Below are 22612 nucleotides of genomic sequence, written 5' to 3' on the forward strand. Positions count from 1 at the left end.
GAGCCACGGCGCCCGCCCCGCGCACCCACCGCCCCGCACGTTCGAGGAGATCCCCCCATGTCCCTGCGCATCGGCTGTGTGGCCGACGACTTCACCGGCGGCACCGACGTCGCCGCCGCCTTCCGGCGCGCGGGCCTGCGCACGGCCCTGGTCTTCGGCGTCCCCGACGCGGACACGGCCCTGCCCGCCGACTGCGACGCCGCCGTCGTCGCGCTCAAGTCCCGCTCCGCACCGGCCGACGAGGCCGTCGCCGACTCCCTCGCCGCCCAGCACTGGCTGTGGGACCGGGGCGCCGCGCAGACCTTCTTCAAGTACTGCTCGACGTTCGACTCCACCCCGGCGGGCAACATCGGACCGGTCACCGACGCCCTCCTCGACGCCGCCGGCGCCCCCCTCACCCTGGCCTGCCCGGCCTCCCCGCCCAATGGCCGCACCGTCTACCAGGGCCACCTCTTCGTCCACGACCAACTGCTCTCCGAATCCCCGCTGCGCCACCACCCGCTCAACCCCATGACGGACTCCTCGCTGCCGCGCCTGCTCGCCGCCCAGACCCGGCACCGCGTCGGCCTGATACCGCTGGCCACCGTCCGCCGGGGCGTCGCGGCCGTCCGCGACGCGCTCCTCGACCGACGGCGCGACGGCGTGCGGCACGTCATCGCGGACGCGCTCACCGACGAGGACCTCGCCGTCCTCGGCGCCGCCGCGCTCGAACTGCCCGTCGTCACCGGCGCCGCCGGACTCGCCGAGGGACTCGGCCGCGCCTACCCGGCCACCCCGCACCCCACCGCCGAGCCGCGGCCGCCCGCCGGCCGGGCCGCCGTGCTCGCCGGCAGCTGCTCCGCCCGCACCCTGGAGCAGATCGCCCACTTCCGCGCCGCCGGCCTCCCCACCCACCACCTCGACGTCCTCGCCGCCGCCGTCGGCCGGGACGTCGCCGGGGAGGCCCTGGCCTGGTACGACGCCCAGGACCCCGACCTGCCCGTCCTCGTGTTCGCCTCCGCCACGCCCGACGAACTCGCGGCCGTGCAACAGGAGCTGGGCGTCGCGGAGGCCGCCGCCCAGGTGGAGGCGCTCCTCGGCGCCCTCGCCGTCCGGCTCGTGCGCCGCGGGACGCGCCGGCTGCTCGTCGCCGGCGGCGAGACGTCGGGAGCCGTCACCACCGCCCTCGGGATCGACGCGGTCCTGGTGGGCGACGAGATCGATCCCGGGGTGCCCTGGACCCACACCGGCGACCTCGCGCTCATGCTCAAGTCAGGGAACTTCGGCGCCCCCGACCTCTTCGTCCGTGCCCTGCGGCCCGTCCCCGTCAAGGAGCCCATGTGACCACCCACACCGACGAGTCGACCGCGCGCGCCCGGATCGTGCGCACCGCCAGGTCCCTGTTCGACAGGGGCCTCACCCACGGCTCGACCGGCAATCTCTCGGTGCGCCTGGCCGACGGCAGCCTGCTGCTCACGCCCACCGGCTCCAGCCTGGGCACCGTCACCGAGGCCGAGCTGTCCCGCACCGACCCACGCGGCCGCCACCTCGACGGGCCGCCGCCCACCAAGGAGGCGTTCCTGCACGCCGCGTTCTACCGAGCCCGCCCCACCGCGCACGCCGTGGTCCACCTGCACTCGACCCACGCCGCGGCCGTCTCCTGCCTCGCCGGCCTCGACCCGGCCAACGCCCTGCCGCCGCTGACCGCCTACTACGCGATGCGCGTGGGCACCCTGCCGCTCCTGCCCTACCACGCGCCGGGCGACCCGCGACTCGAACCGCTGGCCGAGCGGACGGCCGCCACCCACCACGCCGTACTGCTCGCCAACCACGGCCCCGTCGTCGCCGGAGCCACCCTGGAACAGGCCGCCGACGCCGTCGAGGAACTGGAGGAGACCGCCAGACTCCACCTGCTGCTGCACGGGCACGCCACCCGGCCCCTCACCATGGAGCAGGCGGCCGCCCTGGCCCGCTGACGCCACCGACGGAGGCCACGTCCTCGTGGTCGACGGCCTGCCGGGACGGTGCCCGACCGCCGCCAGCGCCTCAGCCCCGACCCGGGGCCCCGCACGAGGAGCGGATGACCAGGCGCGGCTGCAGGGTGAGTTGACGGATCGGAAGGCCCGAAGGGTCGGCCGCCTCCAGGCGTTCGAGCAGCAGCTGCGCGGCCAGTTCGCCGAGTTCCCGCTTGGGCGGGGCGATGGCCGTCAGCGGCACGTCGGCCAGCGCGGAGATCTCGTCGTCGTACGCGATCAGCGCGAGGTCGTCCGGCGGGCGGAGACCCAGCGCACGCATGCGTCGCATCATCCCGATGGCGTCGTGGTCGGAGTGCACCAGCGCGGCCAGGGTGCCGCTGGCGCGGCAGTCCGCGATGAACCGGTCGTAGAGAACGGTGGCCCGGCCCCCGCCGAGGGTCGGGTGGCCGCTGTCGACGACCGGGGCGCCGGGGGCCAGCCCGAGCCGCCGGACGGCCGTGGCGTAGCCCTCCCGCACCAGGGGCGCCGTCGGACTGCCGTTGGTGAACAGCCCCACCCGCTCGTGGCCGAGTTCGGCGAAGTGCCGGACGGCCGTCGACGCGCCCTGCTGGTGGTGCGAGATGACGTACTCGCAGGCGGCGAACACGTCCTGCGGCCGGCGTTCCACCAGGACGAAGGGGAGCCCGCCCCGCCGCAGCCGCTCCAGCGCGGCGGCCGGCAGGTGGGCCGCCTCCGCCGTGACCACGAGCAGCCCCGTCGCCCCGGCCACGCCGAGCTCGTCGAGCCGTTCGAGATCGCGGGGCCGCGCGTAGTCGGTCAGCCCGATGACCAGGCGTGCCCCGCGCCGCGCCGCCACCGCCCGGACGCCGGCGACCACCTCCGGGTAGTAGTAGTCGGTGGACGGGACGAGCAGCCCGACGGTCTGCCCGGAGCCGGTCGGGGACGGGACCACCGACCGCGCCCCGTCCGCTGGGTTCCGGACGGTGCGCGAGCCGGCCAGCAGGGCGCCGCCCCGCACCCGGGTCACCCGGCCCGCCGCCTCCAGGCCCAGCAGGTCCCGCCGGACGGTGTCACGGGAGACGCCGAGACGCGCGGCCAGTTCGGTGACCTTCAGTACGCCGGCCGTCTCCAGTTCCTTGATCAGCAGTGCCTGCCGCTGCGGGACGAGCATGTCGGCCATGGCCCTTCCATAGAACGGTCCTCACGGGCCGGGGCGTCCCCGACCGTCGCGCCCTCAGCGCGTGCCGCCGGCCTGTTGCAGCTGTTCCTCGTACCCGGTGCGCATCTGGTCACCGACCGCCGAACGCCAGTCGTCGACGGCCCGGTCGAGGTCGGTCAGCGACTTGCGGCCCTGGATGACGTCGTCCCGGGTGGCGAGCAGGTTGCGTTCGGCGGCCTCGGCCCGGGCGGTCGTGGAGTCGACGTAGAGCCCGAGGGTGGGGTCGTCCTTCCGGCGCTGGAGCACCGTGGTCTGGAAGGCGTGCTGGTAGTCCACGTCGTCGGGGCGACCCGGCTGGTAGAGCACCGCGGGGGCGTCGACGAGGTACCGGGTGGGCACGGCGGTGTTGGTCTGCCCCTCCGAGGTGTAGATGGGGTCGCCTTCGTCGTTCCGCTCGTGGTCGACGCCCGCCTCGCCGTAGACGCGGTACAGGTGCTCCTCGGTGCCGAACGGGGCGGCCAGCCAGTTCAGGACGCGCAGCACCAGCCTGATCCGCTCCGGGTCGTCCTGCCTGCGAAGACCGGCGGTGTTGAAGACGCCGTTCCCGGTGTGCCAGGCGGCCAGCTCGCCGCCGGCCCGGTCGTAGACCGGCATCAGGCCGAGCTCGAACCCCTCGTTGTCCACGTTGCCGAGGGTGGTGGTCGACCAGGAACCGTACCCGTCGGCGAGGGCCAGGACGGTGGTGCCGGCGCCGAAGTACTGCGAGAAGGGAGTGCTCGGGTTGAAGGTGTCGGGGTGGATGACGCCGGCCTCCCACAGCGCGGCCATGTCCCGCACGGACTGCTGGTACTCCTCGGTCTCGTAGAAGTGGGTGAGGTTGCCGCCCTCCTCGCGCCAGACGTTGGGCTCGTCGTTCATCCGGGCCAGGAAGTACATGGCCTGGGTGACGCTGCCGATGGCCCACCTGCGCCGGGAGGGGTCCGTCAACTCCCGGCAGAGCGCCAGGAACTCGTCCCAGCCGCGCGGCTCGCCGCTGACGCCGAGCTCGTCGAGGATGTCCTTCCGGTAGAGGTTGTAGTGCCGGATCCGGCCGCGCGGGACGGGGACGGCGTAGAGGGCGCCGTTGTAGACGCAGTTCTTCCAGTGCGCGGTCGGGATGTTCGCGAGGTTGGGATAGTCACCGACGGCGTCGCCGCCGATGAACTCGTCGAGCGGGGCGAAGGAGTTGCGCAGCATGTCGGCGAAGTTGGCCCCGGGCCACAGCTGCATCACGTCGGGCAGGTCTCCGCTGGCCATGGTGATGGAGAACGTCTGCTCGTAGTCGGCGTTGGGCACCATCCGCATGTCCAGGGTGACGCCGAGGCGCTCGTTGAGCCCCTGCCAGTAGGAGTTCCGGTCCACGCCGGGCGGCACCGCGCTGTAGATGTTGGCGAGCCCGGAGACCGTCTCGCCGCTGCCGGGCGTCTCAGCCACGCTGCGGGGGGTCTCGGTCGGGTAGTGGCGGAACCCCGGCAGCACGCCGGTGGTCTCGTCGCCGGGCAGGTCCGGCGTCACCCCGTCGAAGGGGACGTACCGCGGCAGCTGGACCGCGCTGTTGGCCTCGGCGCTGTTCCGGGTCGCGCGCGACCCGGACGAGCAGGCCGTCAGGGGGCCGAGGCCGAGCGTGGCCGCGCCGAGGCCGAGACCGGCGAGCAGGCCGCGCCGGGAGAGGGGTCTGGTGGACAACGGGATCACCTCTGTGGGACGTGCGGAAGAGAAGGGGGAGAGGGGGCAAGGGGGAGTGGTCAGCCCTTGACCGCGCCGATGAGGACGCCCTTGGCGAAGTGGCGCTGCAGGAAGGGGTAGACGAGCAGGATGGGGACGATCGCGATGACCAGGATCGCCATCTGCATGGGGAGTTGTGGCGGCAGCGCCTCGCTGCCGCCGACCTGGTCGCCGCCGATGGCGGACTGGTTGACGACGAAGGTGCGCAGGACCAGGGCCATGGGCCACTTGTCGGTGGTCTGGATGTAGAGCAACGCGTTGAAGAAGGCGTTCCAGTAGCCGACGGCGTAGAAGAGGCCGACGACCGCGAGCACCGCCTTGGAGAGCGGCAGGACGATGCGGGTGAGGACGGTGAACGGGGTGGCGCCGTCGATGTGCGCGGACTCGAAGAGCTCCTGCGGGAGTTCCTGGAAGAAGGCGCGCATGACGATCACGTTGAAGGCGTTGATCATCACCGGCAGGACGAGGGAGGCGTAGCTGTCCAGCAGGCCGAACTCCCTGACCACCAGGTACGTCGGGATGATGCCGGGCGAGAACAGCACCGCGCCGAGCAGCAGCATCAGCACCGGCCGGCCGCCGACGACGCCCGGGCGGGCCAGCCAGTACGCCAGGCCGGCGGAGGCGGCCAGCGAGAGCAGGGTGCCGATCACGGTCACCCCGATCGAGATCAGCAGGGCCCGGGTGACGACGCCGCCGGAGAGCACGGCCTGGTAGGCGTCGAGGGAGACGCCGTCCGGCCACATCAGCATGCCGCCGCCGGCGTCGTTGATCGCCTCCTGGTCGGCCAGGGAGGTGACGACGATCGACCAGAACGGGACGACCACCAACGCCACCGCGACGAGGAGCACGACGAACTTCAGCGCCTGGACGACCGGGTTGGGCTTCTCCATCCAGATCGGCCGCTTGTGTTCGCGGCGTGGCCTGCGGACGGTGTCGTCGCCGATCGTGGCCTGTTCGAGTGTGGTCACTTCTGGTACACCCCCCGCTCGCCGAAGGCGTGCGCCAGCTTGTTGGCGCCGATGACGAGCAACACGCCGACCAGCCCCTTGACCAGGCCGGCCGCCGCCGAGACGCCCCAACCGCCGCCGAGGATTCCATAGTTGTAGAGCCAGGTGTCCAACACCTCGCTGGCCTCCAGACCGACCGGGCCCTGCTGCAGGACGATCTGCTCGAAGCCGACCGAGAGGCTGTTGCCGAGCCTGAGGATCAGCAGCAGGACGAACAGGCCGCGCAGCGAGGGCAGCGTGATGTGGACCAGGCGGTGCCAGCCGTTGGCCCCGTCGATGGCCGCCGCCTCGTACTGCTCCTCGTCGATGCGGGAGAGCGCGGCGAGGAAGATGATGGTGCCCCAGCCGGCGTCCTTCCAGATCGACTGTGCGGTGATCAGGGTCATGAACAGCTCGGGGGTGCCGATGATCTCCACTGTCGGCAGGTCGTTCCGGACCAGGAAGGTGTTGAGGGTGCCGGCGTTGCCCAGCATCTGCTGGAAGATCGCCACCACGATCACCCAGGACAGGAAGTGCGGCAGGTAGAGGACCGACTGCAGCAGGCGCTTGAGCCGTTCGCCGGCCAGGCTGTTGAGGAGCAGCGCCAGGGCGAGCGGCACCGGGAACACCAGCACCGTCTGGATGACGGTCAGTTGGAGGGTGTTGACCAGCGCGTTGACGAACTCGGGGTCGCCTTCGGTCAGGAAGGAGAAGTTCTCCAGGCCGACCCACTCGGAGTCGCCGATGCCCAGGAAGGGCTGGTAGTCCTGGAAGGCGATGACGCTGCCGAGCATGGGCAGGTAGTGGAAGGCGACGAGCACCAGCGCGCCGGGCAGGCCCAGCACCAGCAGGAGCCGGTCCCGCGCGAGGCGGCGCAGGAGCCCGGGTTGCCGAGCGGTGGGCGGCGTGGGCGGCCGTTTCCGGCCCGCGCGGGGCCGCGCGTCGGGAGACCGCTGTCTCCGACGCTCCCGAATCGTTTCAAGAGCAGTCATGAAAGGGGCATTCCTTAACGGGAGGGCGGGGCGGGTTCAGCGGTGGTGGCCGCCCTGGGGGTGACGGGCGTCAGATGTGGTCGCCGACGAGGGCGAGGCACTGGATGGCGGCCAGGCCGTACTGGGCGCTCGCGTTGGTGCCGAGGCGGGCCTCGTCGACGGGGTTGAGCACCGCCGGGCCCTCGACGCGCTCGGCGGTGAAGTCGTGGTCCTCCGGATAGCCGGCGTGCCCGGTGCGCAGCTCCCGCCAGGCGCGCTCCGCGAGCGCGGCGTCGTCGAGCCGCACGGCGGCGTAGGCGGTGGCCCGGGAGTACGCCTGACGCAGGTTGAGGCTGCCCCAGGACGAGCCCGTCTCCAGCCGCTGCTCCTCCGCGGTGGAGTTGTAGAGCCGGCAGAACCGCACCCACTGCGCGGTGACCTGCTCGTCGTCGATCAGTTCGAGCAGTTCCGTCATCAGCTCGATCAGGCCGAAGACGGAGCTGAGGCTGCCGATGCTGATGCTGGGTTCCGAAGGCCCCGTGAAGCGGCCGTCCGCGAGGTTGTAGGTGACGTTCCCGCCCTGCGCCCAGGAGTTGGGCAGCGCGGCGATGGTGGTGGCGCCGTTGATCAGCTTGGTGCGGGCGATCTCGTCACCGTTGCGTTCCCACTCGGTCAGCCAGGCCAGGGCCAGCGCGCCCCAGTCGGTCGACTTGCCGACGCCGAGCGCCGTCGGGTCCGGGTCGAAGGGTTCGTCGGTGAGCTTGCGGCCGGGGTTGAGGACGAGGAAGGTGCGGTCGGCGTCGACGAGTTCGTGCAGCACGTCGCCGACCCGCTCGTCGGCGGTGAGGAAGTAGAGGAACCGCTTGTAGCCGGCGTTGCTGATCCGGACCTGCTTGGCGCTGTCCCCCCAGTGCTGTACGCCGTGCCGGGTGCCCAGGCCCTTCCACTCGCCGAGGTGGTACATGTCGACCTCGCCGGTGTGGCGGGTCATGGCCTCGGCGAAGCGGAACGCGGTGGCGTCGCCGGTGCGCAGGTAGTGGTACCACAGCCACAGGTCGGTGGAGAGCTCGGAGTTGTCCCACGCGTAGCCGCCCACGTCGTAGCGCCAGGCGTGCCGGTCCCGGTCGTAGTCGTGCATCACGTCGCCGTAGTCCCAGAAGCCGTACCAGTGGCGCTGGTCGACCGAGTCGACGTAGTAGCGGTGCATGAGCGCCAGGTTGTTCTCCACCTCGTCCCTGGCGGCGTTGGACCGGTCGACCGGGGACCAGGCGCCGAACACGCCGGCCGCGTGGTTGTGTTCGGGCGGGCTGGCCAGCAGGGGCGGGGTGGCGTTCGCGTCGGCGAGGGCCGAGACGCGTTCGGCACTGGGCGTCGACTCCAGGGCCCAGAAGGTCAGTTCGGTGGTGCGGGCGACGCCGTAGGGGGTGCCGAACTCCGGCTCGTAGTCCTCGTAGGTGATCTCCAGGCCCTCCAGCTGCTCGGGGTAGGTGTCCTGGCCCATGCCGTCGTGGTAGAAGCGCAGGTCCATCGCGCCCGCGCGCGGGGACCACATCCACACCGTGGCCTGGGCGGTGTCGGTCGCGGCCCCGGTGATCTCCAGCTCGGTCGGGTGCAGTTGCCAGAAGTTCCGCATTCCGAACGCCAACCCGCCGCTGGGCGAGCCCACATAGGCCAGGCCCCTGGCACGCTGCCCGCCGTCCACCCGGATCCAGGAGTGCCCGGCCTTCGTCCGCTTGTGGACCTCGAAGCCGTTGGCGGTGAGCTGGTGGAGGCTGTAGTCGCCGAACGCCGGGATGTACTGGAGCCGGGTGGTGACGCGCTGGTCCCAGGTGGTGGGGTCGGGGGTGGCCTGGCCGGCGACCTGGGCCTGCCGCACCGCCGCGCCGGGGTCACGGCGCAGCCCGGTGATGCCGCGCACCGCCTCGGACAGCACGCCCTCGCCCTGGCCGGCGAACCGCACGTGCCGGTCGTGCGGCTCGCCCCGCATCGGCACGTCGAACCGCACCCCCAGACCGCCCACGAAGTCCCGCTCCGCGTCCCCGTCGTAGACGAAGGTGTGCACCACGCGGACCGCGTCCGAGCCGGCGTAGAGGTAGAAGCGGACGGTGAACGGCAGCCAGGCCCGCCGGTCCTTCCGGTGCCTGCCCTCGACCTTGACGACGGCCCGCACCGGTCCCTCCTGTTCGACCGTCACCTCCTCGACCGCGCTGGTGAAGAACTGACTCCTGATCACCTCGGCCTGTTCCGTGCTCGGTCTGTCCTGGCGGGAGGCGACCAGGCGGCCCTTCTCGGCGATCACCGTGTCGCCGCGCCGGATCGACTCCACCAGGTGCTCGCCGCCGCGCCGGAAGGTCACGGCGATCACTCCGGTGTCGACGGTGATCCGCCGACTGTTCGAGGTGACCGTCACGGGCGAGTCCGGGGCGGCGGCCTCGCCGGCGACGAGCCGGTAGCTCTCGGCGCGCGGAGCGGCGCCGCTGGTGGCGTGTGCCGTCCACTTCACGGAGCCGTCGGGCCACCACCCGGTGGGCCAGGACTGCACGGGTATGGCCGTACCCGAGTCGGTGACCAGCGAGAACTCCTGGTCGGGGGCGAAGGCGCCGCGCGGCCACGGCACCCCGAACGTCGTCCCGGCGGCCAGCTCGGCCGGCGCGCCGCCCTCCAACCACCGCACGGTGACCGGCTCGTGGCCTGCCAACTCGGTGGGGCGTGAGGCCTGTTCCGCGCTGGGCGCGGCCGCCTCAGCGCCGCGGGAGGCGAGCAGGGCGGTGGCGCCGGCGGCGGCCGCCGAGGCGAGGACGTTGCGTCGACTGATGTGAACCACGGTGTTCAGCTCCTTGGGACGGGCGAGGTGCGGGAGGTCAGCGGATGACGCGGGCGCCGACCAGGCCTTGGGCCCGGAGTTCGGCGACGCCGCAACCGGCCGGCAGGGCCGGTCCGTCGTGGGGGCGTGCGTACGCGGGGGCGGTCAGGAGCACGACACCGGCCACGGTTCTGCGGGGGCGGGAACGGCGTGTTCTCGGCATGGGCGCGGGTTCCTCAAGGCTTGGGCCCCGCTCGGGGGCGCTCCGCGGAGCTCATCGGCGCGAACAGTGTGCACAGTCATGCGCAAAGCTGCAATAGATTGGCGCGATAAGGAAATTACTGCCTTGGCTTGTCGTAAACATTGACGTCCTGAGCGTTTCGCAGGAGGGTGCACCTGCGGTCAGCCGGCAGTGAGGAGATGGTGATGCGCCACGAGCACGTTCGACGGCGCGGCCGGCGACGCCCGGGACCTCGACCCGCCCGCCCTCGCCTAGGCGGGGCGGTGGGCACTCAGGAGGTGGACCCGGCCCCGTCGGCCGAGGCGTGGCCGGCCGCCGCCGCGCCGCAGGAGGCGCGGACGACGAGTCGCGGCTGGAGCACGAGCTGCCGCACGGCCGGCGGCTCGACCGCGTGCAGCCGGTCGAGCAGCAACTGGGCCGCCCGCTCCCCGAGTTCCTGCTTCGGCGGGGCGACGGCCGTCAGCGGCACCTCGGCCAGCGAGGCGATCTCGTCGTCATAGGCGATCAGCGCCAGGTCGTCGGGGGTGCGCAGGCCGCGCAGCCGCAGGCGCCGCGCCAGCTCGATCGCGTCGTGGTCGGAGTGCACCAGCGCCGCCCGGGTCCCCGTGGCCAGGCACCGCTCGATGAAACCGTCGTAGTGCCGGACGGCCTCCGCGGAGACCAGCACCGGCCGACCGCCGTCCACGACCGGGGCCGACGGGTCGAGACCGAGTGACCGCACCGCCGCCGCGTGGCCCTCCCGGATCAGCCCGGCCGTGGGGCTGCCGTTGACGAACAGACCCACCCGGTCGTGGCCGAGCGCGGCGAAGTGCCGGACCGCCGTGTACGCGCCCTGCCGGTGGTCGGACATCGCGAACTCGCAGGGCTCGTACGGATCCCGGGGCTGGCGCTCGACCAGCACGAACGGCAGGCCGGTGGCCCGGAGTCCGTCGAGGGTACCGGCGGGCGTGTGGTGTCCCTCGGCCGTGGTGACCAGCAGCCCGGCGGCGCCGGACGCGACCAGCTCCTCGATCTGGCCCAGGTCCCGGGGCTCCGCGTAGGTGGTGAGGCCGATCACGACGCGGGCGCCGCGCCGGGCGGCGGCGCCGCGCACCCCCGCCACCAGCTGGGGGTAGTAGTAGTTCATCGAGGGGACGAGCAGGCCCAGCATCGGGCCGTCGTCGCCCGGGGTCGGCGCCGGGGGAGTCGCCCGGGCGGTCCGCGCCCACTGCCGGACGTGTGCCTGGTCGGGGGCGCCCCGTCGCGTCACCAGCATGGCGCCGCCCCTGACCCGGGTGACCTTGCCGGCCGCCGCGAGCTCGGCGAGGTCCCGGCGGATCGTCGCGCTCGACACCCGCAGCCGGGCGGCGAGTTCGACGATCTTCAGAGCGCCGTGGGCCTTGAGCTCCCTGAGCAGCAACTCGTGTCGCTGCGCGACGAGCATGTCGGCCATCGGTCCTCCGGTGATCAGTTGTTGAGCATCCTAGGCGAAGGCTGTCGATCGTGCGTGAAATGCTGCGTCACGACGGTGGATGCTGCATAACTGCGCACTCGCTGAGCGCTTACCGGGGGAGGGCCGGACCACACCGCGTGGCCGGGGACCTAGCCGGGGACCGGTGCCGTCTCGGGCAGCAGGCCGGCGGCGCGCAGGTCGGACCAGAGGGCCGGCGGAACGGGGTGGGCCAGCAGCTCGGCGCTGCCGGTCACCTCGGCCGGCGTACGGGCGCCGACGACGACGGCCGCCACCGCCGGGTGGGCCAGCGGGAACTGCACGGCCGCCGCGAGGGGCGGGACGGCGTGCCGCTCACAGAGGGCGCGCAGCGCGCGCAGCCGCGCGGCGAGCGCCGGCGGGACGTGGGAGTGGCCGTGGGGCGCGCCGGGGCGCGGGTCGGCCAGCAGCCCCGACTGGTAGACGCCGGCGGCCAGCACCGCGATGCCCCGCGCGGCACACAGCGGCAGGAGTTCGGCCAGGCCCGACTGGTCGAGCAGCGTGTAACGGGCGGCGAGCAGCACGCAGTCCGGGCCCGGGGGCGGGGCCTCGCGGATGAAGCGGGCGGCGACGTCGGCATGGTTCACGCCGAGCGAGACCGCGCCGACCGTGCCGCGGTCGCGCAGCTCGGCCAGCGCCGGGTAGGCCTCGGCGAGGGCCGTGGGGTAGTCCTGCTCCGGGTCGTGGATGTGCAGCACGTCGACCCGGTCGAGGCCGAGTCGGTCGAGGCTCTCCGCGAGCGAGCGGAACACCGCCCGCCGGCCGTAGTCCAGGCGTGGCCCGACGCCGGGCGGCGGGTCGGCCCAGATGGGCTGGGTGTCCGGGCCGCCCGGCTCGATCAGCCGGCCGACCTTGCTGCAGAGGGTGAAGCGCTCCCGGGGCTTCGGGCGCAGCGCCCGCCCGGCGAGGCGCTCCGAGCGCCCGTAGCCATAGACCGGCGCCGTGTCGTACAGCCGGATCCCGAGCTCCCAGGCGCGGTCGATCGTGGCCTGGGCCGTGGCCTCCGACACCGGCTGGAACATCCCGCCCAGCGAGGCGAGGCCCAGACCCAGCCGGGTCACCCGCAGTCCGGTGCGACCGAGCGTCACGCGTTCGTCGGCACGCATCGCGCCTCCCCTCGCGTTCTGTATGCGCGCCACCGGCCCCGGCCATGCGTGACGGTCGGCCTCAACCGTCCTCGGGGGAGCGGCCGGAGGACTCCTCGGGGGCGTCCGGGCGCCAGCCGTGCGAGCGGAACCAGGCGGCGCACCAGTCCGTCCAGCGGGACAGTTCCGGCTCCTCGGGGGCGAGCCCGACGCCGTGCCGGCCGTGCGGCAGCACGTGCAGTTCGACCGGCACCCCGGCGGCGGCGAGGGCCTCGGTGTAGCGCAGCGAGTGCGAGACGTCGACGGACGGGTCGTCGGCCGTGTGCCACAGGAAGACCGGGGGAGTGGCCCGGTCGACCGTCAGTTCGCGCGAGGCGGCCCGGCGCTCGGCCGGCGTCGCGTCCGGGCCCAACAGCGCCTCCAACGAGCCGAGATGAGGCAGCTGAGTGAAGGAGATCACCGGGTAGCAGAGCACGGCGAGCGCCGGGCGCTCGGCCGGCGTCAGGGCCGGGTCGCCGGCCAGCGTGGCGGCCAGGTGGCCACCGGCGGAGAAGCCGAGGACCGCCACCCGGTCCGGATCGATCCCCAGCTCGGGGGCCTGGGCCCGGATGGCACGCAGCGCCGTGCGGCCGTCCTCCAGCGCCGCGGGGTGCCGGTGCGGCGCGACGCGGTAGCGCAGGACGAAGGCGGCGAGCCCGAGCTCGTTCAACCAGCGGGCCACGGGTTCGCCCTCGTGCTCGCCGTGCCGGAGGTAGGCGCCGCCGGGGAGGACGAGCACCGCGGGGGCGCGCTCTCCGGCCCACGCGGGGGCGGGGAATGCGGTGAGACGGCCTTCGAGGCCGGGGTCGATCACGGTCATGCGTCCCTCGGTTCGTGCGTGGCGCCGGGCGGCGGGGCCGGGTGGCGGAGCGGTCCCCGGGAGGATAGAACGTTTCAACCCCGGGTTCCCAGGGCCTGTCGGACCGCCTGGAGGCAGGCGGCGACGGCCGGGTCGTCCCTGGTGGTGGTCCTGGTGAGGGCCAGCACGTGCCGCCGCATGCGGGGAACGAGCGGCAGCCGGCCGACGCCCGGTTGGTCCCGGGCGACGCCGGCCGGCAGCAGGGCCACGCCGGCTCCGGAGGCGACGAGCGCGGCGAGGACGTGCAGCCCCTCGAACTCCCAGCGCTGCCCGGGCACGGCGTCGGCGGCGGCGAGCCGCAGGTCGCCCGCGGCCCGGGAGGGCTGGCCGACCGGGGCGCACAGCCAGGTCTGCTCCCGGACGATCTGGCGCAGCCGGGCGGCGGTGGCGCGGTCCCCCCGCCCGGCCGGCACGCGGTTGGCCGGGACCGCCAGGACGACGTCCTCGCGGCGCAGGTGGTGGACGGACAGGCCGGCGCTCCCGGTCGGCGGGTCCGGGGACCAGTCGTCGATGACGGCCAGGTCGTAGCGGCGGTCCAGGACGCCGGCCGCGGCGGTGGTCGAGCCGGTCTCGTGGGCGATGACGGTGAGTTCGGGGTGCCGGCGCCGCAGCGCGGCCAGGTGCGGGGCCAGGACGGCGGCCAGGGTGGGGAGGCAGCTGACGGTCACCCGCCCGCCGACGGCGCCGGCGCGGGCGCGCATGCGGCTCCCCGCGGTCTCCACGGCGGCGAGGATGCGCTCGGCGTGCTCGGCCAGTTCGCGCCCCGCGTCGGTCAGACTCGCGCGCTGGGCGGTGCGTTCGAGGAGGGCGACACCGGCCTCCCGTTCCAGGACCGCCAGTTGTTGGGAGACCGCGGAGGGCGAGTAGCCCAGGTCGGCGGCCGTGGCGGTGATGGTCCCCCGGGCGGCGAAGCGGAGCAGGATCTCCAGCCGTCGCAGATCCAGCATCAGTTCTCCTTAAGGTGGCCCCTGGCTTCTCGCGCTGTCGCTGATGCTACGGGTCGGGCAGGCTGGTCGTGGCCGCCTCCGCCACGTGCCAGAACAGGATGGTTCCCATGACGACGCACTCCGCGACCCTCGCCATCGACGAGGCCGTCCAGGCCCGCCGCGCCGCGGGGCACGACGTGCTGCACCTCGGCTTCGGGGAGGCCGGGTTGCCGGTGCCGCCGGGCCTGGCCGAGGTGCTCGCCGACGCCCACTCGAGCAACGGCTACGGCCCGGTCGCCGGCTCGCCGCGGGCGAGGACCGCTGCGGCGGGCTGGTTCGCCCGGCGCGGTCTGCCGACCGAGCCCGACCAGGTCCTCTTCGCGCCGGGCAGCAAGCCGTTGCTCTTCGCCCTGCTCGCCGCGATCGGCGGTGACGTGGTGCTGCCCCGCCCCGCGTGGGTCTCCTACGCGGCCCAGGCGGCCCTGCTCGGCCGCCGGGTCGTCTCGGTGCCCGTCCCGGCCGAGGCCGGCGGCATCCCCGACCCGGAGCGCCTGGCCGCGGAACTCGGGCGGGCCGCGGCGGCCGGGGCGCGGCCCGGCGTGCTGGTGCTCACCGTTCCCGACAACCCGACCGGCACGATCGCGCCCGCCGAGCAGGTGGCAGCGGTCTGCCGGATCGCCGAGCGGCACGGCCTCGCCGTGGTCAGCGACGAGATCTACGCCGAGCTGAGCCACGGCGGCGCGGTCCCGAGCCCCGCGCGGTACCTGCCGGAACGCACCGTCGTCACCACCGGGTTGAGCAAGTCCCTGGCCCTGGGCGGCTGGCGGATCGGCTTCGCCCGCCTGCCGGCGGGCGGCTGGGGCCGGCGGCTGCGGCAGGAACTGACCGGGGTGGCCAGCGAGATCTGGTCCAGCCTGGCGGCGCCCATGCAGGCGGTGGCCGCCCACGCCCTGGACGAGCCGCCGGAGATCACCGCGCACGTCGCCGCCTCCCGCCGCCTGCACGGGCGCGTCGCCCGGGAGGCGCACGGCCTGCTCCAGCTGGCGGGGGCCGACTGCCGCCGGCCCCAGGCCGGCTTCTACCTCTATCCGGACTTCGCCCCGGTCCGCGGGGCCCTGAGTGCCCGGGGGATCACCACCGGCAGCGGGCTCGCCGCCGCCCTGCTCGACCGGCACGGCGTCGCCACCCTCCCCGGCAGCGCCTTCGGCGAACCCGACACCGCGCTGACCCTCAGGATCGCCACCAGCCTCCTGTACGGCACCACCGCGCGGCAACGCCACGCGGCGCTGGCCGCCGAGGAGCCGGAGACGCTGCCCTGGATCGCGCCCGCCCTCACCCGGCTCGGCGACGCGCTGGACGCGCTGGTCTGAGCCACCGCCGGGGTGGCCGGGCCGAGCGGCCACCCCGCGCGGGGCTCACCAGTCGTGGACGGTGCCGTCGGCCAGCCGGTTGACCGGCAGGTAGGCCGGCCGGTAGGGGTGGGCCGCGGCGAGCTCCTCGTCGAGCTCGACGCCGATGCCGGGGGCCTCGCCCGGGTGCAGGTGCCCGTCGGTGAACGTGTAGGCGTGCCGGAACACCTCGTCGGTCAGCGCGGTGTGGCCCGAGTACTCCTGGATGCCGAAGTTGTGGATCGCCAGGTCCAGGTGGATCGCGGCGGCCATGCCGACCGGCGAGATGTCCTCCGGGCCGTGCACGGCGCTCTTGATCTGGTACTGCGCCGCGTAGTCGAACAGCTTGCGCAGCGGCGTGACGCCGCCGAAGTGGGTCACGGCGGAGCGCACGTAGTCGATGAGCTGCTCGCCCACCAGCGTCTGGTAGTCGAAGACGCTGTTGAAGACCTCGCCGATGGCCAGCGGGGTGCTGGTCTGCCGGCGTACCAGACGCAGCCCCTCCTGGTTCTCGGCCGGGGTGCAGTCCTCCAGCCAGAACAGGTCGTACGGTTCGAGGGCCTTGCCGAGCCGGGCCGCCTGCACCGGGGTCAGCCGGTGGTGCGCGTCGTGCAGCAGCGGCAGCTCGGGCCCGAACTCACCGCGTACGGCCTCGAAGACGCCGGGTATGTGCCGCAGGTAGGCGGCGGTGTCCCAGTCCTCGACCAGCGGGCGGGGGTGCCGGCCCGCCGCGGCGGACTCCTCACCGTGGTGGACGCCGTAGACCTTCGCCAGGCCCGGCACACCGGTCTGCACCCGGATCGCCTGGTAGCCCTCGGCCTGCCTGGCCCGGATCGAGTCGAACAGCTCGGGCACGTCCCGGCCGCTCGCGTGTCCGTAGGCGCGCACCCGGTCCCGGCTCGCGCCGCCGAGCAGCTGGTAGAGCGGCAGCCCGGCGGCCTTCGCCTTGATGTCCCACAGCGCGACGTCCACGGCGGCGATCGCGGCCATCGTCACCGGACCGCGGCGCCAGTAGGCGCCCCGGTACAGGTACTGCCAGGTGTCCTCGATCCGGTGCGGGTCCCTGCCGATCAGCAGCGGCACCACGTGGTCCACGAGGTAGCTGACGACGGCGAGTTCGCGCCCGTTGAGGGTGGCGTCGCCCAGGCCGGTGATGCCCTCGTCGGTGGTGATCCGCAGGGTGACGAAGTTGCGGCCCGGGCTGGTGACGACGACCTTCGCGTCGACGATCTTCATGGAGTGGTCTTCCTGGGGGTGGGTGGGGTGCTGGTCAGCCCTTCGTGGCCCCGGCCGTGAGGCCGGCCACGAGGTGCTTCTGGCCGAGGACCGCGACGAGGACGACCGGGATGGTCATCAGGGCGGCGGCGGCCATCAGGCCGCCCCAGTCGGTGCTGGCGTAGGAGATGAAGTTGAACAGGGTCACCGGCGCGGTCCTGGTGTTCTCGTCGGCGAAGATCAGCGCGAACATGAAGTTGTTCCAGCTGAAGACGAAGGCCAGCAGCGAGGCCGTGGCGGTGCCGGGGGCGGCCAGCGGCAGCGCGATGCGCCAGAAGGCGCCGAAGGCCGAGAGGCCGTCCGTGCGTGCCGCCTCCTCCAGCTCCACCGGCAGGCCCTCGAAGAAGCCGATCATGATCCAGAGGATCAGCGGCACCGAGACGAACATGTGGCTGAGGATCAGGACCGTGTAGCTGCCCACCAGGCCGGCCCTGGCGAACAGGTAGTACCAGGGCACCAGGAGCGACACGGCGGGGACGATGCGGGCGATGAGGATCAGGGATCCGGTGCGGTGCATCCGGAACCGGCCCACGGCCCAGGCGGCCGGCACCGCGATCAGCGCGGACAGCGCGGTGGAGACACCGCCCACGATCAGCGAGTTGCGCAGCGACCGCAGGATCTCGCCGTCCGCCAGGACGTTGCGGAAGTTCTCCAGCGTCGGGCTGAAGAACAGGCCCACGCTCGGGTCGGTGACCTGCACGTTGGTCTTGAAGGCGGCCGCGAACATCCACACGATGGGCAGCGCGAAGACCAGCGAGACCGCCGTCACGGCGACCCCCCGCAGCAGGGACCACGGGTGGCGGCGCCGGCCGGCGCGGCTGGTGGCGGCGTTGGCGCTCATGCGGACTTCCTTCCGGCGCGGCGCCGCAGCACGAGCACGACGCCGATGATGAACAGCGTGAACAGCACGAGCACCGCGGCGGCCAGCCCGTACTCCAGGTAGTCGAAGGTGAGGCCGTAGGCGTAGACGTTGAGCGTCTCGACCTCGAAGTCGGAGCCGCCGCCCGGGCCCTTGGTGGCGTAGAGCAGGTCGAAGGTCTTCAGCGCGTCGACGGAGCGCAGCACCAGCGCGGTGGCCAGCGTGGTGGAGAGCATCGGCAGCACCACGTGCCGGAAGCGCTGCCAGCCGTTCGCCCCGTCGACCCTGGCCGCCTCCTCGGGCTCCTCGGGCAGCGTGGCGAGGCCGGCGAGCAGCAGCAGGGTCATCATCGGGGTCCACTGCCACACGTCGATCAGCATCAGGGTGGGCAGCGACTGGCTGACCGAGCCGAGGAACTCCTGGGGCGGCAGGCCGACGGACTCCAGCAGGTGGTTGGCGATGCCGTTGGTCGGGTCCAGGATCAGCAGCCACAGGATGCCGATGGCGACCGGCGTGGTGAGCAGCGGAATCAGCAGGATCGTGCGCACCCAGCGGATGCCGGTGAAGGCACGGCGCATCAGCATGGCCAGCGCCAGGCCGAGCACCGTCTCCAGCAGCACCGCGCCGACGGTGAAGACGACGGTGCGCTGCACGGCCGGCCAGAAGCGGCGGGTGTCGCCGAGCGCGTCCGTGAAGTTCTGGAAACCGACGTACTCCTGGTCCGCGTTCACCGCGCCGAAGGCGTCCGTGAAGCCGAGGTTGACGGTGTAGACGAGCGGAAAGACGATCATGGCGCCGACGAAGAGCAGGGCGGGCGCCAGCATCATCCACTTCAGCCGGCGGTTGGCCTGTTCGAAGGTGCGCGGGGCGCGGCCGCCCGGCCGGCGGCCCAGGGCGGGGCGTGGCTGGGGCTTGGTCTGCACGGCGGCCATCAGGACTCCCGGTGGCGGTTGTCGCGGACGAGGAAGTCGGCGAACTCGGCGTCCGCCTCGCGGGCCACCGCCGCCACGGGCTCGCCCAGGATGCCGGCGACCAGCGGACGGCCGACGATGTCACGGGCGCGGCCGACCTGGAGCACCTCCGGCCGGTCGTGCCCGATCCCGTTCTCCGCGCTGATCCGCATGGTCTCGGCGAGTTCGGCGGGGAACGCCGCCAGGGTCTCGGTGTCCGACCAGGCGGACTGCCGGGCCCCCGGTATGCCGTCGGCCTGCAGCGCGGCCACCATCTCCGGGCTGGACGCCCAGCGGATGAACTCCCAGGCGTCGTCCCGCAGGAGGGAGAACTCGTTGACCGCCAGGGACCAGGACGGGATGTTGTGCGGCCGGGAGCCGGCCGGGCCGGCCGGGAACGGAGCGAAGCCGACGGTGTCCTGGACGGTGGAGACCGCCGGGTCGAGGAAGTTGGTGTAGATCGCGTCGGCGTCGACGTAGAACGCCGCCTTGCCCTGGGCGAAGATCGGCATGGCCTGTTCCAGGCTCATGTTGGTCGCGCCGGGCGGCCCTGTCCGCTCCAGCAGCCGGCCGTAGTACTCGTAGGCGGCGATCGCCTCCGGGGTGGCGATGGTGGAGCGCCCCTCGGCGGTGAAGTCGCCGCCGAAGGAGTAGAGGAAGCTCGACCACTGGCTGACGGCGCCGCTGCGCTGACCCCGGCCGACGAACCCGAAGAAGTCGTCGCCTCGGTTCGCGAGTTCGAGGGACAGCTCCATCAGCTCGTCCAATGTGCCGGGCGGGCCGCCGAAGTCCGCCAGCAGGTCCCTGCGGTAGTACAGCGCGGGCCGCTCGGTCACCACGGGAACGCTCAACACCCGGCCCGCCGTGGTCGACCGCCGGCGCGGCGCCTCCTGGAAGTCGGCCCAGTCGAAGGCCGCGTCCGACACGCGGTCGGTCAGGTCGGCGAGCCAGCCGTTGGTCGCGAAGAGCAGCTGCTCCTGGAGTGCCCTGACCATCATGACGTCGACGTCCGTGGCGGAGGCGTTGAGCTTCACGTTGTAGCTGTTGGACAGCTGGTCCGAGGTGAGCATCGAGATCGAGACGCCGCGTCCGATCCGCTCCTCGAACTCGGCGACCCGGCCGGCGATCGCCTGCGACCAGACGTGGTTGATCGCCATGACGCGCAGCGGCGCGTCGGGGGAGGCGGAGCCGCTCCGGCCCGAACAGGCGCCGAGCGTCAGCCCGCCGACGGTGGCGGCGGCCGCCACGGCGGCCAGTCTGCCGAAGGAGCGGCGGCTGACCGACTGGGGGCTCGTGGACATCCTCGTCCTCGACTTTCTCCGTACGCGCGGAAGTGCTTGTGCTGGTTCTGAAAAGTGGTGGTCCAACTGGTAGGACCAGTTGGACCGTAACAGGTGTCCTGGTCCCTGACCAGCCCCGGGATCACGGGTTCACGCTGTGCCGACCGGCGGTCGGCCGCCCGTCATCGGCGGGCCGTGACCTCAGCCATGGTCCTGGGACTGCCGCAGCAGCGTCTCGATGTGCTGGCGCGCCATGACGTCGAGACCGAGGTCGAGATCCGCGCCGTAGGTCCGCAGTCCGAGCATGAGGTGCTCGCGCATCCGCGCCCTGGCCAGCTCGACATCGCGGGCCACGATCGCCTCGAGGATCTCCGGGTGGTGCGGCACGCCCGGCTCGCCGATCGACGGATCGGAGTTCGAGCGGAGCATCATCTCGAACATCATCCCGCCGATCGACGACAGCATGGTCCGCAGCACGGGGTTGCCGCTCGCCGCCGCGATCGCGTCGTGGAAGTCGAGGTCGGCCCGGGCCTTGTGCACGACGTCGGTGGCCCGCAGCAACGCGTCGTTGGCCCGCCGCATCGCGTCGAGCTCGGCCTCGTCGGCGCGCTCCGTGGCCAGGCCCACGATCTCGACCTCCAGCGGGATGCGTGCCTCGATCAGGTGCCGCACGGTGGGGCGGCCCGCCCGGTACAGGGCGTCGTAGCTGCGCGCCTGCCCCGGCGACTGCTCGCTGACGAAGGAGCCCCGGCCCGGCGCCACCTCGATCATGTGCTGGGCCTCGAGCCGCCGCAACGCCTCCCGGACCACGTTCCGGCTGGCGCCGAACCGCTCGGCCAGCTCGCGCTCCGAGGGCAGCTTCTCCCCGACGGGGATCTCACCCGAGCGGATGTCGTGCTCCAACTGGCGTGCGACGCGCTCCGTCAGCAACCCTCGCTGCGACGAGGGCGCGGCACGACCCGACGGTGAGGTGGGCGGGGCGGGCATGACCAGGAGCTTAACAGCAGGCCGGGGCGCCGCCCCCGGCGCGGGCGCGCGCCCCGGTACCGCGGTCCCCTGGTCCCGTGGTCAGGAACTCCGGCCGGCCGCCTCGGACTCGACGTCCCGGCAGGCCGGGTGGCCCCAGCCCTGCGCGTTCCTGGCGATCGGCTCGCTCGCCGCGTAGGACCGGCCGCAGCGGCAACGGCCCGGGAACTTCGCGGTGATCTCGCCCTTCGAGGTCCGGCGGCGCGTCGAGTTCGCCGCCTTCGAGGGCTTCGCCGCCTTCGCCGCCTTGGCCGGCCTGGCGGCGGCCGGCGGCGGGGCCGCGGAGCCCTGCGCGCTGCCGGCGGCGAGCTGGCTGGTGGCGGCCTGGCTCGCGGCGCGGTCGGCGAAGTCGTTGAGCCGGTCACCGTCCACCTGGTGGGCCGCCACGTACACGAACTCGACCGCGCGACCGACCAGCAGCCGGTCGATGCCCTCGACCAGCTCGCGGTTGGCCACCGGCGAGCCGGAAGCGGTCCGCCACCCCTTCTTCTTCCAGCCCGGCAGCCAGGTGGTGACCGCCTTCATGGCGTACTGCGAGTCCATCCGCACCTGCATCGGCACGGCCGGGTCCGTCGCCTCGAGCAGGTGCCGCAGCGCGGACAGCTCCGCCACGTTGTTGGTCGTCGTGCCCAGCGGCCCGGCCGCCCAGGGCCCCGGGTCGCCTTCGGCGTCGGCGATGACCCAGGCCCAGGCGGCACGCCCCGGGTTGCCCTTCGACGCCCCGTCGCAGGCGGCGATGATCCGTTCCGTCATGCCCCCGATGATGCCAGGGGTCAGCGGGCGGGCTCCGCCGCGTCTCCGTAGCCGAGCCGGGCGGCCAGGTCCGCCGCCGCCTCGCGCACCAGGCCGCCCCAGCACGTCTCGGACTCCTCGGTCAGGCGGCTCATCGGGACGTTCACGCTGAGACTGGCGATCGGCTTCTCCGGGCCGGCCAGGACGGCGGCCGCGACCGAACCGACGTCGGCCCGCCACTCGCCGTGGTTGAGGGCGAACCCGCGCTCCCGTACCCGGGCCAGCTCGGCGAGCAGCTGGTCGGGATCGGTGATCGTGTGCTCGGTGTACCGCGGCACCTCGTCGGCGAACAGGCGGCCGAGGCGCTCGGGTCCGCTGTTGGCGAGGACGGCCTTGCCGTTGGCGGAGGCGTGCAGGGGCAGCGCGTGGCCGAGGGCCATGCTGATGCGCAGCGGGTTGGCGGTCTCGAGCCGCTCGATGAGGACCACCCGGTCCTCCTCGGGGACGGTGAGGTGGATGGTCTCCTCGGTGCGCCGGCGCAGCTCCTCCATGATCGGCATGGCCGCGTCGCGCAGGCCGAGGTCGCCGCTGGCCCGTCCGCCGACCGTGAGCGCCTTGGTGGTCATCACCCACCGCCTGACCTCGCCCGGGGCCGGCCGGATCCAGCCGGCCGTGTGGAGCGTGACCAGCGCGCGTTGGACCGAGCTCTTGGGCAGGTCGAGCACCCGCGCCAACCCGCCGACCCCGACCGGCTGCCGGGCGGCGACCTCTTCGAGCACCCGAAGGGCGTTCAGGACGTTGCGCACTGCCTTGACTCCTCGATCGTCGATCCCTAACCTCACCGCG

At 73.3% G+C, this 22612-nt stretch carries 20 protein-coding genes; 3 read left to right on the plus strand and 17 right to left on the minus strand.

Annotated elements, in window-relative coordinates:
- The first annotated feature begins 57 nt into the window (after positions 1-57).
- Together otnK and otnC are read left to right on the plus strand one after the other, a co-directional pair.
- Positions 58-1323, plus strand: a complete 1266-nt coding sequence (gene otnK / locus RNC47_RS00705) for a 3-oxo-tetronate kinase (protein ID WP_311594578.1) — start codon at positions 58-60, stop codon at positions 1321-1323.
- Entirely contained in the window at positions 1320-1955 is a 636-nt protein-coding gene (otnC, locus tag RNC47_RS00710; RefSeq protein WP_311594579.1) for a 3-oxo-tetronate 4-phosphate decarboxylase, read from the plus strand. Before otnK ends, otnC begins: the two co-directional genes overlap by 4 nt.
- Positions 1956-2025: 70 nt before the next feature.
- Here otnC and RNC47_RS00715 read toward each other — a convergent pair whose 3' ends face one another.
- The 10 genes from RNC47_RS00715 to RNC47_RS00760 form a co-directional block, all read right to left on the minus strand.
- Positions 2026-3135 (minus strand): LacI family DNA-binding transcriptional regulator, encoded by a 1110-nt coding sequence (locus RNC47_RS00715; RefSeq protein WP_311594580.1) that lies wholly within the window; start codon positions 3133-3135, stop codon positions 2026-2028.
- Between the two features lie 54 nt (positions 3136-3189).
- Positions 3190-4839, minus strand: a complete 1650-nt coding sequence (locus tag RNC47_RS00720) for an extracellular solute-binding protein (protein ID WP_311594581.1) — start codon at positions 4837-4839, stop codon at positions 3190-3192.
- A 59-nt stretch (positions 4840-4898) separates the two neighbouring features.
- Positions 4899-5768 carry a carbohydrate ABC transporter permease gene (locus RNC47_RS00725; protein WP_394814687.1) on the minus strand — a complete coding sequence of 290 codons (870 nt, stop codon included), beginning with the start codon at positions 5766-5768 and terminating at the stop codon, positions 4899-4901.
- Between the two features lie 74 nt (positions 5769-5842).
- Positions 5843-6856: an ABC transporter permease gene (locus RNC47_RS00730; RefSeq protein ID WP_311594583.1), complete on the minus strand. Its 1014-nt coding sequence runs from the start codon at positions 6854-6856 to the stop codon at positions 5843-5845.
- Between the two features lie 70 nt (positions 6857-6926).
- Positions 6927-9659, minus strand: coding sequence for an exo-rhamnogalacturonan lyase family protein (locus RNC47_RS00735; protein WP_311594584.1), 2733 nt, complete (start codon positions 9657-9659; stop codon positions 6927-6929).
- 37 nt (positions 9660-9696) lie between these two features.
- Positions 9697-9861 (minus strand): hypothetical protein, encoded by a 165-nt coding sequence (locus RNC47_RS00740; protein ID WP_311594585.1) that lies wholly within the window; start codon positions 9859-9861, stop codon positions 9697-9699.
- Positions 9862-10150: 289 nt separating this feature from the next.
- Positions 10151-11311 carry a substrate-binding domain-containing protein gene (locus RNC47_RS00745; protein ID WP_311594586.1) on the minus strand — a complete coding sequence of 387 codons (1161 nt, stop codon included), beginning with the start codon at positions 11309-11311 and terminating at the stop codon, positions 10151-10153.
- A 149-nt stretch (positions 11312-11460) separates the two neighbouring features.
- Positions 11461-12453, minus strand: coding sequence for an aldo/keto reductase (locus RNC47_RS00750; protein WP_311594587.1), 993 nt, complete (start codon positions 12451-12453; stop codon positions 11461-11463).
- Between the two features lie 61 nt (positions 12454-12514).
- The gene (locus tag RNC47_RS00755) at positions 12515-13291 is read right to left on the minus strand and encodes an alpha/beta hydrolase (protein ID WP_311594588.1); all 777 of its coding nucleotides are present in this window, start codon (positions 13289-13291) and stop codon (positions 12515-12517) included.
- Positions 13292-13365: 74 nt separating this feature from the next.
- Positions 13366-14277 (minus strand): LysR family transcriptional regulator, encoded by a 912-nt coding sequence (locus tag RNC47_RS00760; RefSeq protein WP_311594589.1) that lies wholly within the window; start codon positions 14275-14277, stop codon positions 13366-13368.
- A 107-nt stretch (positions 14278-14384) separates the two neighbouring features.
- Here RNC47_RS00760 and RNC47_RS00765 point away from each other — a divergent pair, with 107 nt between their 5' ends.
- Positions 14385-15626, plus strand: coding sequence for a pyridoxal phosphate-dependent aminotransferase (locus tag RNC47_RS00765; protein WP_311594590.1), 1242 nt, complete (start codon positions 14385-14387; stop codon positions 15624-15626).
- 45 nt (positions 15627-15671) lie between these two features.
- Here the strand turns inward: RNC47_RS00765 and manD are convergent, their stop codons facing one another.
- From manD to RNC47_RS00800, 7 genes are all read right to left on the minus strand, one after another.
- The gene (manD, locus tag RNC47_RS00770; RefSeq protein WP_311594591.1) at positions 15672-16880 is read right to left on the minus strand and encodes a D-mannonate dehydratase ManD; all 1209 of its coding nucleotides are present in this window, start codon (positions 16878-16880) and stop codon (positions 15672-15674) included.
- A gap of 34 nt (positions 16881-16914) precedes the next feature.
- Positions 16915-17760: a carbohydrate ABC transporter permease gene (locus RNC47_RS00775; protein WP_311594592.1), complete on the minus strand. Its 846-nt coding sequence runs from the start codon at positions 17758-17760 to the stop codon at positions 16915-16917.
- Positions 17757-18710, minus strand: a complete 954-nt coding sequence (locus RNC47_RS00780; RefSeq protein WP_311594593.1) for a carbohydrate ABC transporter permease — start codon at positions 18708-18710, stop codon at positions 17757-17759. Before RNC47_RS00780 ends, RNC47_RS00775 begins: the two co-directional genes overlap by 4 nt.
- Positions 18710-20029 (minus strand): ABC transporter substrate-binding protein, encoded by a 1320-nt coding sequence (locus tag RNC47_RS00785; RefSeq protein WP_311594594.1) that lies wholly within the window; start codon positions 20027-20029, stop codon positions 18710-18712. The genes RNC47_RS00780 and RNC47_RS00785 overlap by 1 nt, the downstream gene beginning before the upstream one ends.
- 180 nt (positions 20030-20209) lie before the next feature.
- On the minus strand, positions 20210-20995 hold the full coding sequence (locus tag RNC47_RS00790; RefSeq protein WP_311594595.1) for a FadR/GntR family transcriptional regulator: 786 nt from the start codon (positions 20993-20995) through the stop codon (positions 20210-20212).
- Positions 20996-21076: 81 nt separating this feature from the next.
- Positions 21077-21787 (minus strand): ribonuclease H family protein, encoded by a 711-nt coding sequence (locus RNC47_RS00795; protein WP_311594596.1) that lies wholly within the window; start codon positions 21785-21787, stop codon positions 21077-21079.
- A 20-nt stretch (positions 21788-21807) separates the two neighbouring features.
- Complete coding sequence (locus RNC47_RS00800) at positions 21808-22572, minus strand: IclR family transcriptional regulator (protein ID WP_311594597.1); 765 nt, start codon at positions 22570-22572, stop codon at positions 21808-21810.
- Positions 22573-22612: the final 40 nt, after the last annotated feature.

This window comes from Streptomyces millisiae (genome assembly GCF_031845425.1).
GTDB classification, from domain to species: Bacteria; Actinomycetota; Actinomycetes; order Streptomycetales; family Streptomycetaceae; genus Streptomyces; species Streptomyces millisiae.

What these genes read in the sequence shown, in the direction of transcription:
- manD (WP_311594591.1), bottom strand. Translation starts at nt 16,880, where the DNA reads ATGAAGATCGTCGACGCGAAGGTCGTCGTCACCAGCCCGGGCCGCAAC.
- RNC47_RS00725 (WP_394814687.1), bottom strand. Translation starts at nt 5,768, where the DNA reads ATGGAGAAGCCCAACCCGGTCGTCCAGGCGCTGAAGTTCGTCGTGCTC.
- RNC47_RS00745 (WP_311594586.1), bottom strand. Translation starts at nt 11,311, where the DNA reads ATGGCCGACATGCTCGTCGCGCAGCGACACGAGTTGCTGCTCAGGGAG.
- RNC47_RS00730 (WP_311594583.1), bottom strand. Translation starts at nt 6,856, where the DNA reads ATGACTGCTCTTGAAACGATTCGGGAGCGTCGGAGACAGCGGTCTCCC.
- RNC47_RS00740 (WP_311594585.1), bottom strand. Translation starts at nt 9,861, where the DNA reads ATGCCGAGAACACGCCGTTCCCGCCCCCGCAGAACCGTGGCCGGTGTC.
- RNC47_RS00750 (WP_311594587.1), bottom strand. Translation starts at nt 12,453, where the DNA reads ATGCGTGCCGACGAACGCGTGACGCTCGGTCGCACCGGACTGCGGGTG.
- RNC47_RS00785 (WP_311594594.1), bottom strand. Translation starts at nt 20,029, where the DNA reads ATGTCCACGAGCCCCCAGTCGGTCAGCCGCCGCTCCTTCGGCAGACTG.
- otnK (WP_311594578.1), top strand. Translation starts at nt 58, where the DNA reads ATGTCCCTGCGCATCGGCTGTGTGGCCGACGACTTCACCGGCGGCACC.
- RNC47_RS00765 (WP_311594590.1), top strand. Translation starts at nt 14,385, where the DNA reads ATGACGACGCACTCCGCGACCCTCGCCATCGACGAGGCCGTCCAGGCC.
- RNC47_RS00790 (WP_311594595.1), bottom strand. Translation starts at nt 20,995, where the DNA reads ATGCCCGCCCCGCCCACCTCACCGTCGGGTCGTGCCGCGCCCTCGTCG.
- RNC47_RS00715 (WP_311594580.1), bottom strand. Translation starts at nt 3,135, where the DNA reads ATGGCCGACATGCTCGTCCCGCAGCGGCAGGCACTGCTGATCAAGGAA.
- RNC47_RS00780 (WP_311594593.1), bottom strand. Translation starts at nt 18,710, where the DNA reads ATGGCCGCCGTGCAGACCAAGCCCCAGCCACGCCCCGCCCTGGGCCGC.
- RNC47_RS00760 (WP_311594589.1), bottom strand. Translation starts at nt 14,277, where the DNA reads ATGCTGGATCTGCGACGGCTGGAGATCCTGCTCCGCTTCGCCGCCCGG.
- RNC47_RS00755 (WP_311594588.1), bottom strand. Translation starts at nt 13,291, where the DNA reads ATGACCGTGATCGACCCCGGCCTCGAAGGCCGTCTCACCGCATTCCCC.
- RNC47_RS00775 (WP_311594592.1), bottom strand. Translation starts at nt 17,760, where the DNA reads ATGAGCGCCAACGCCGCCACCAGCCGCGCCGGCCGGCGCCGCCACCCG.
- RNC47_RS00795 (WP_311594596.1), bottom strand. Translation starts at nt 21,787, where the DNA reads ATGACGGAACGGATCATCGCCGCCTGCGACGGGGCGTCGAAGGGCAAC.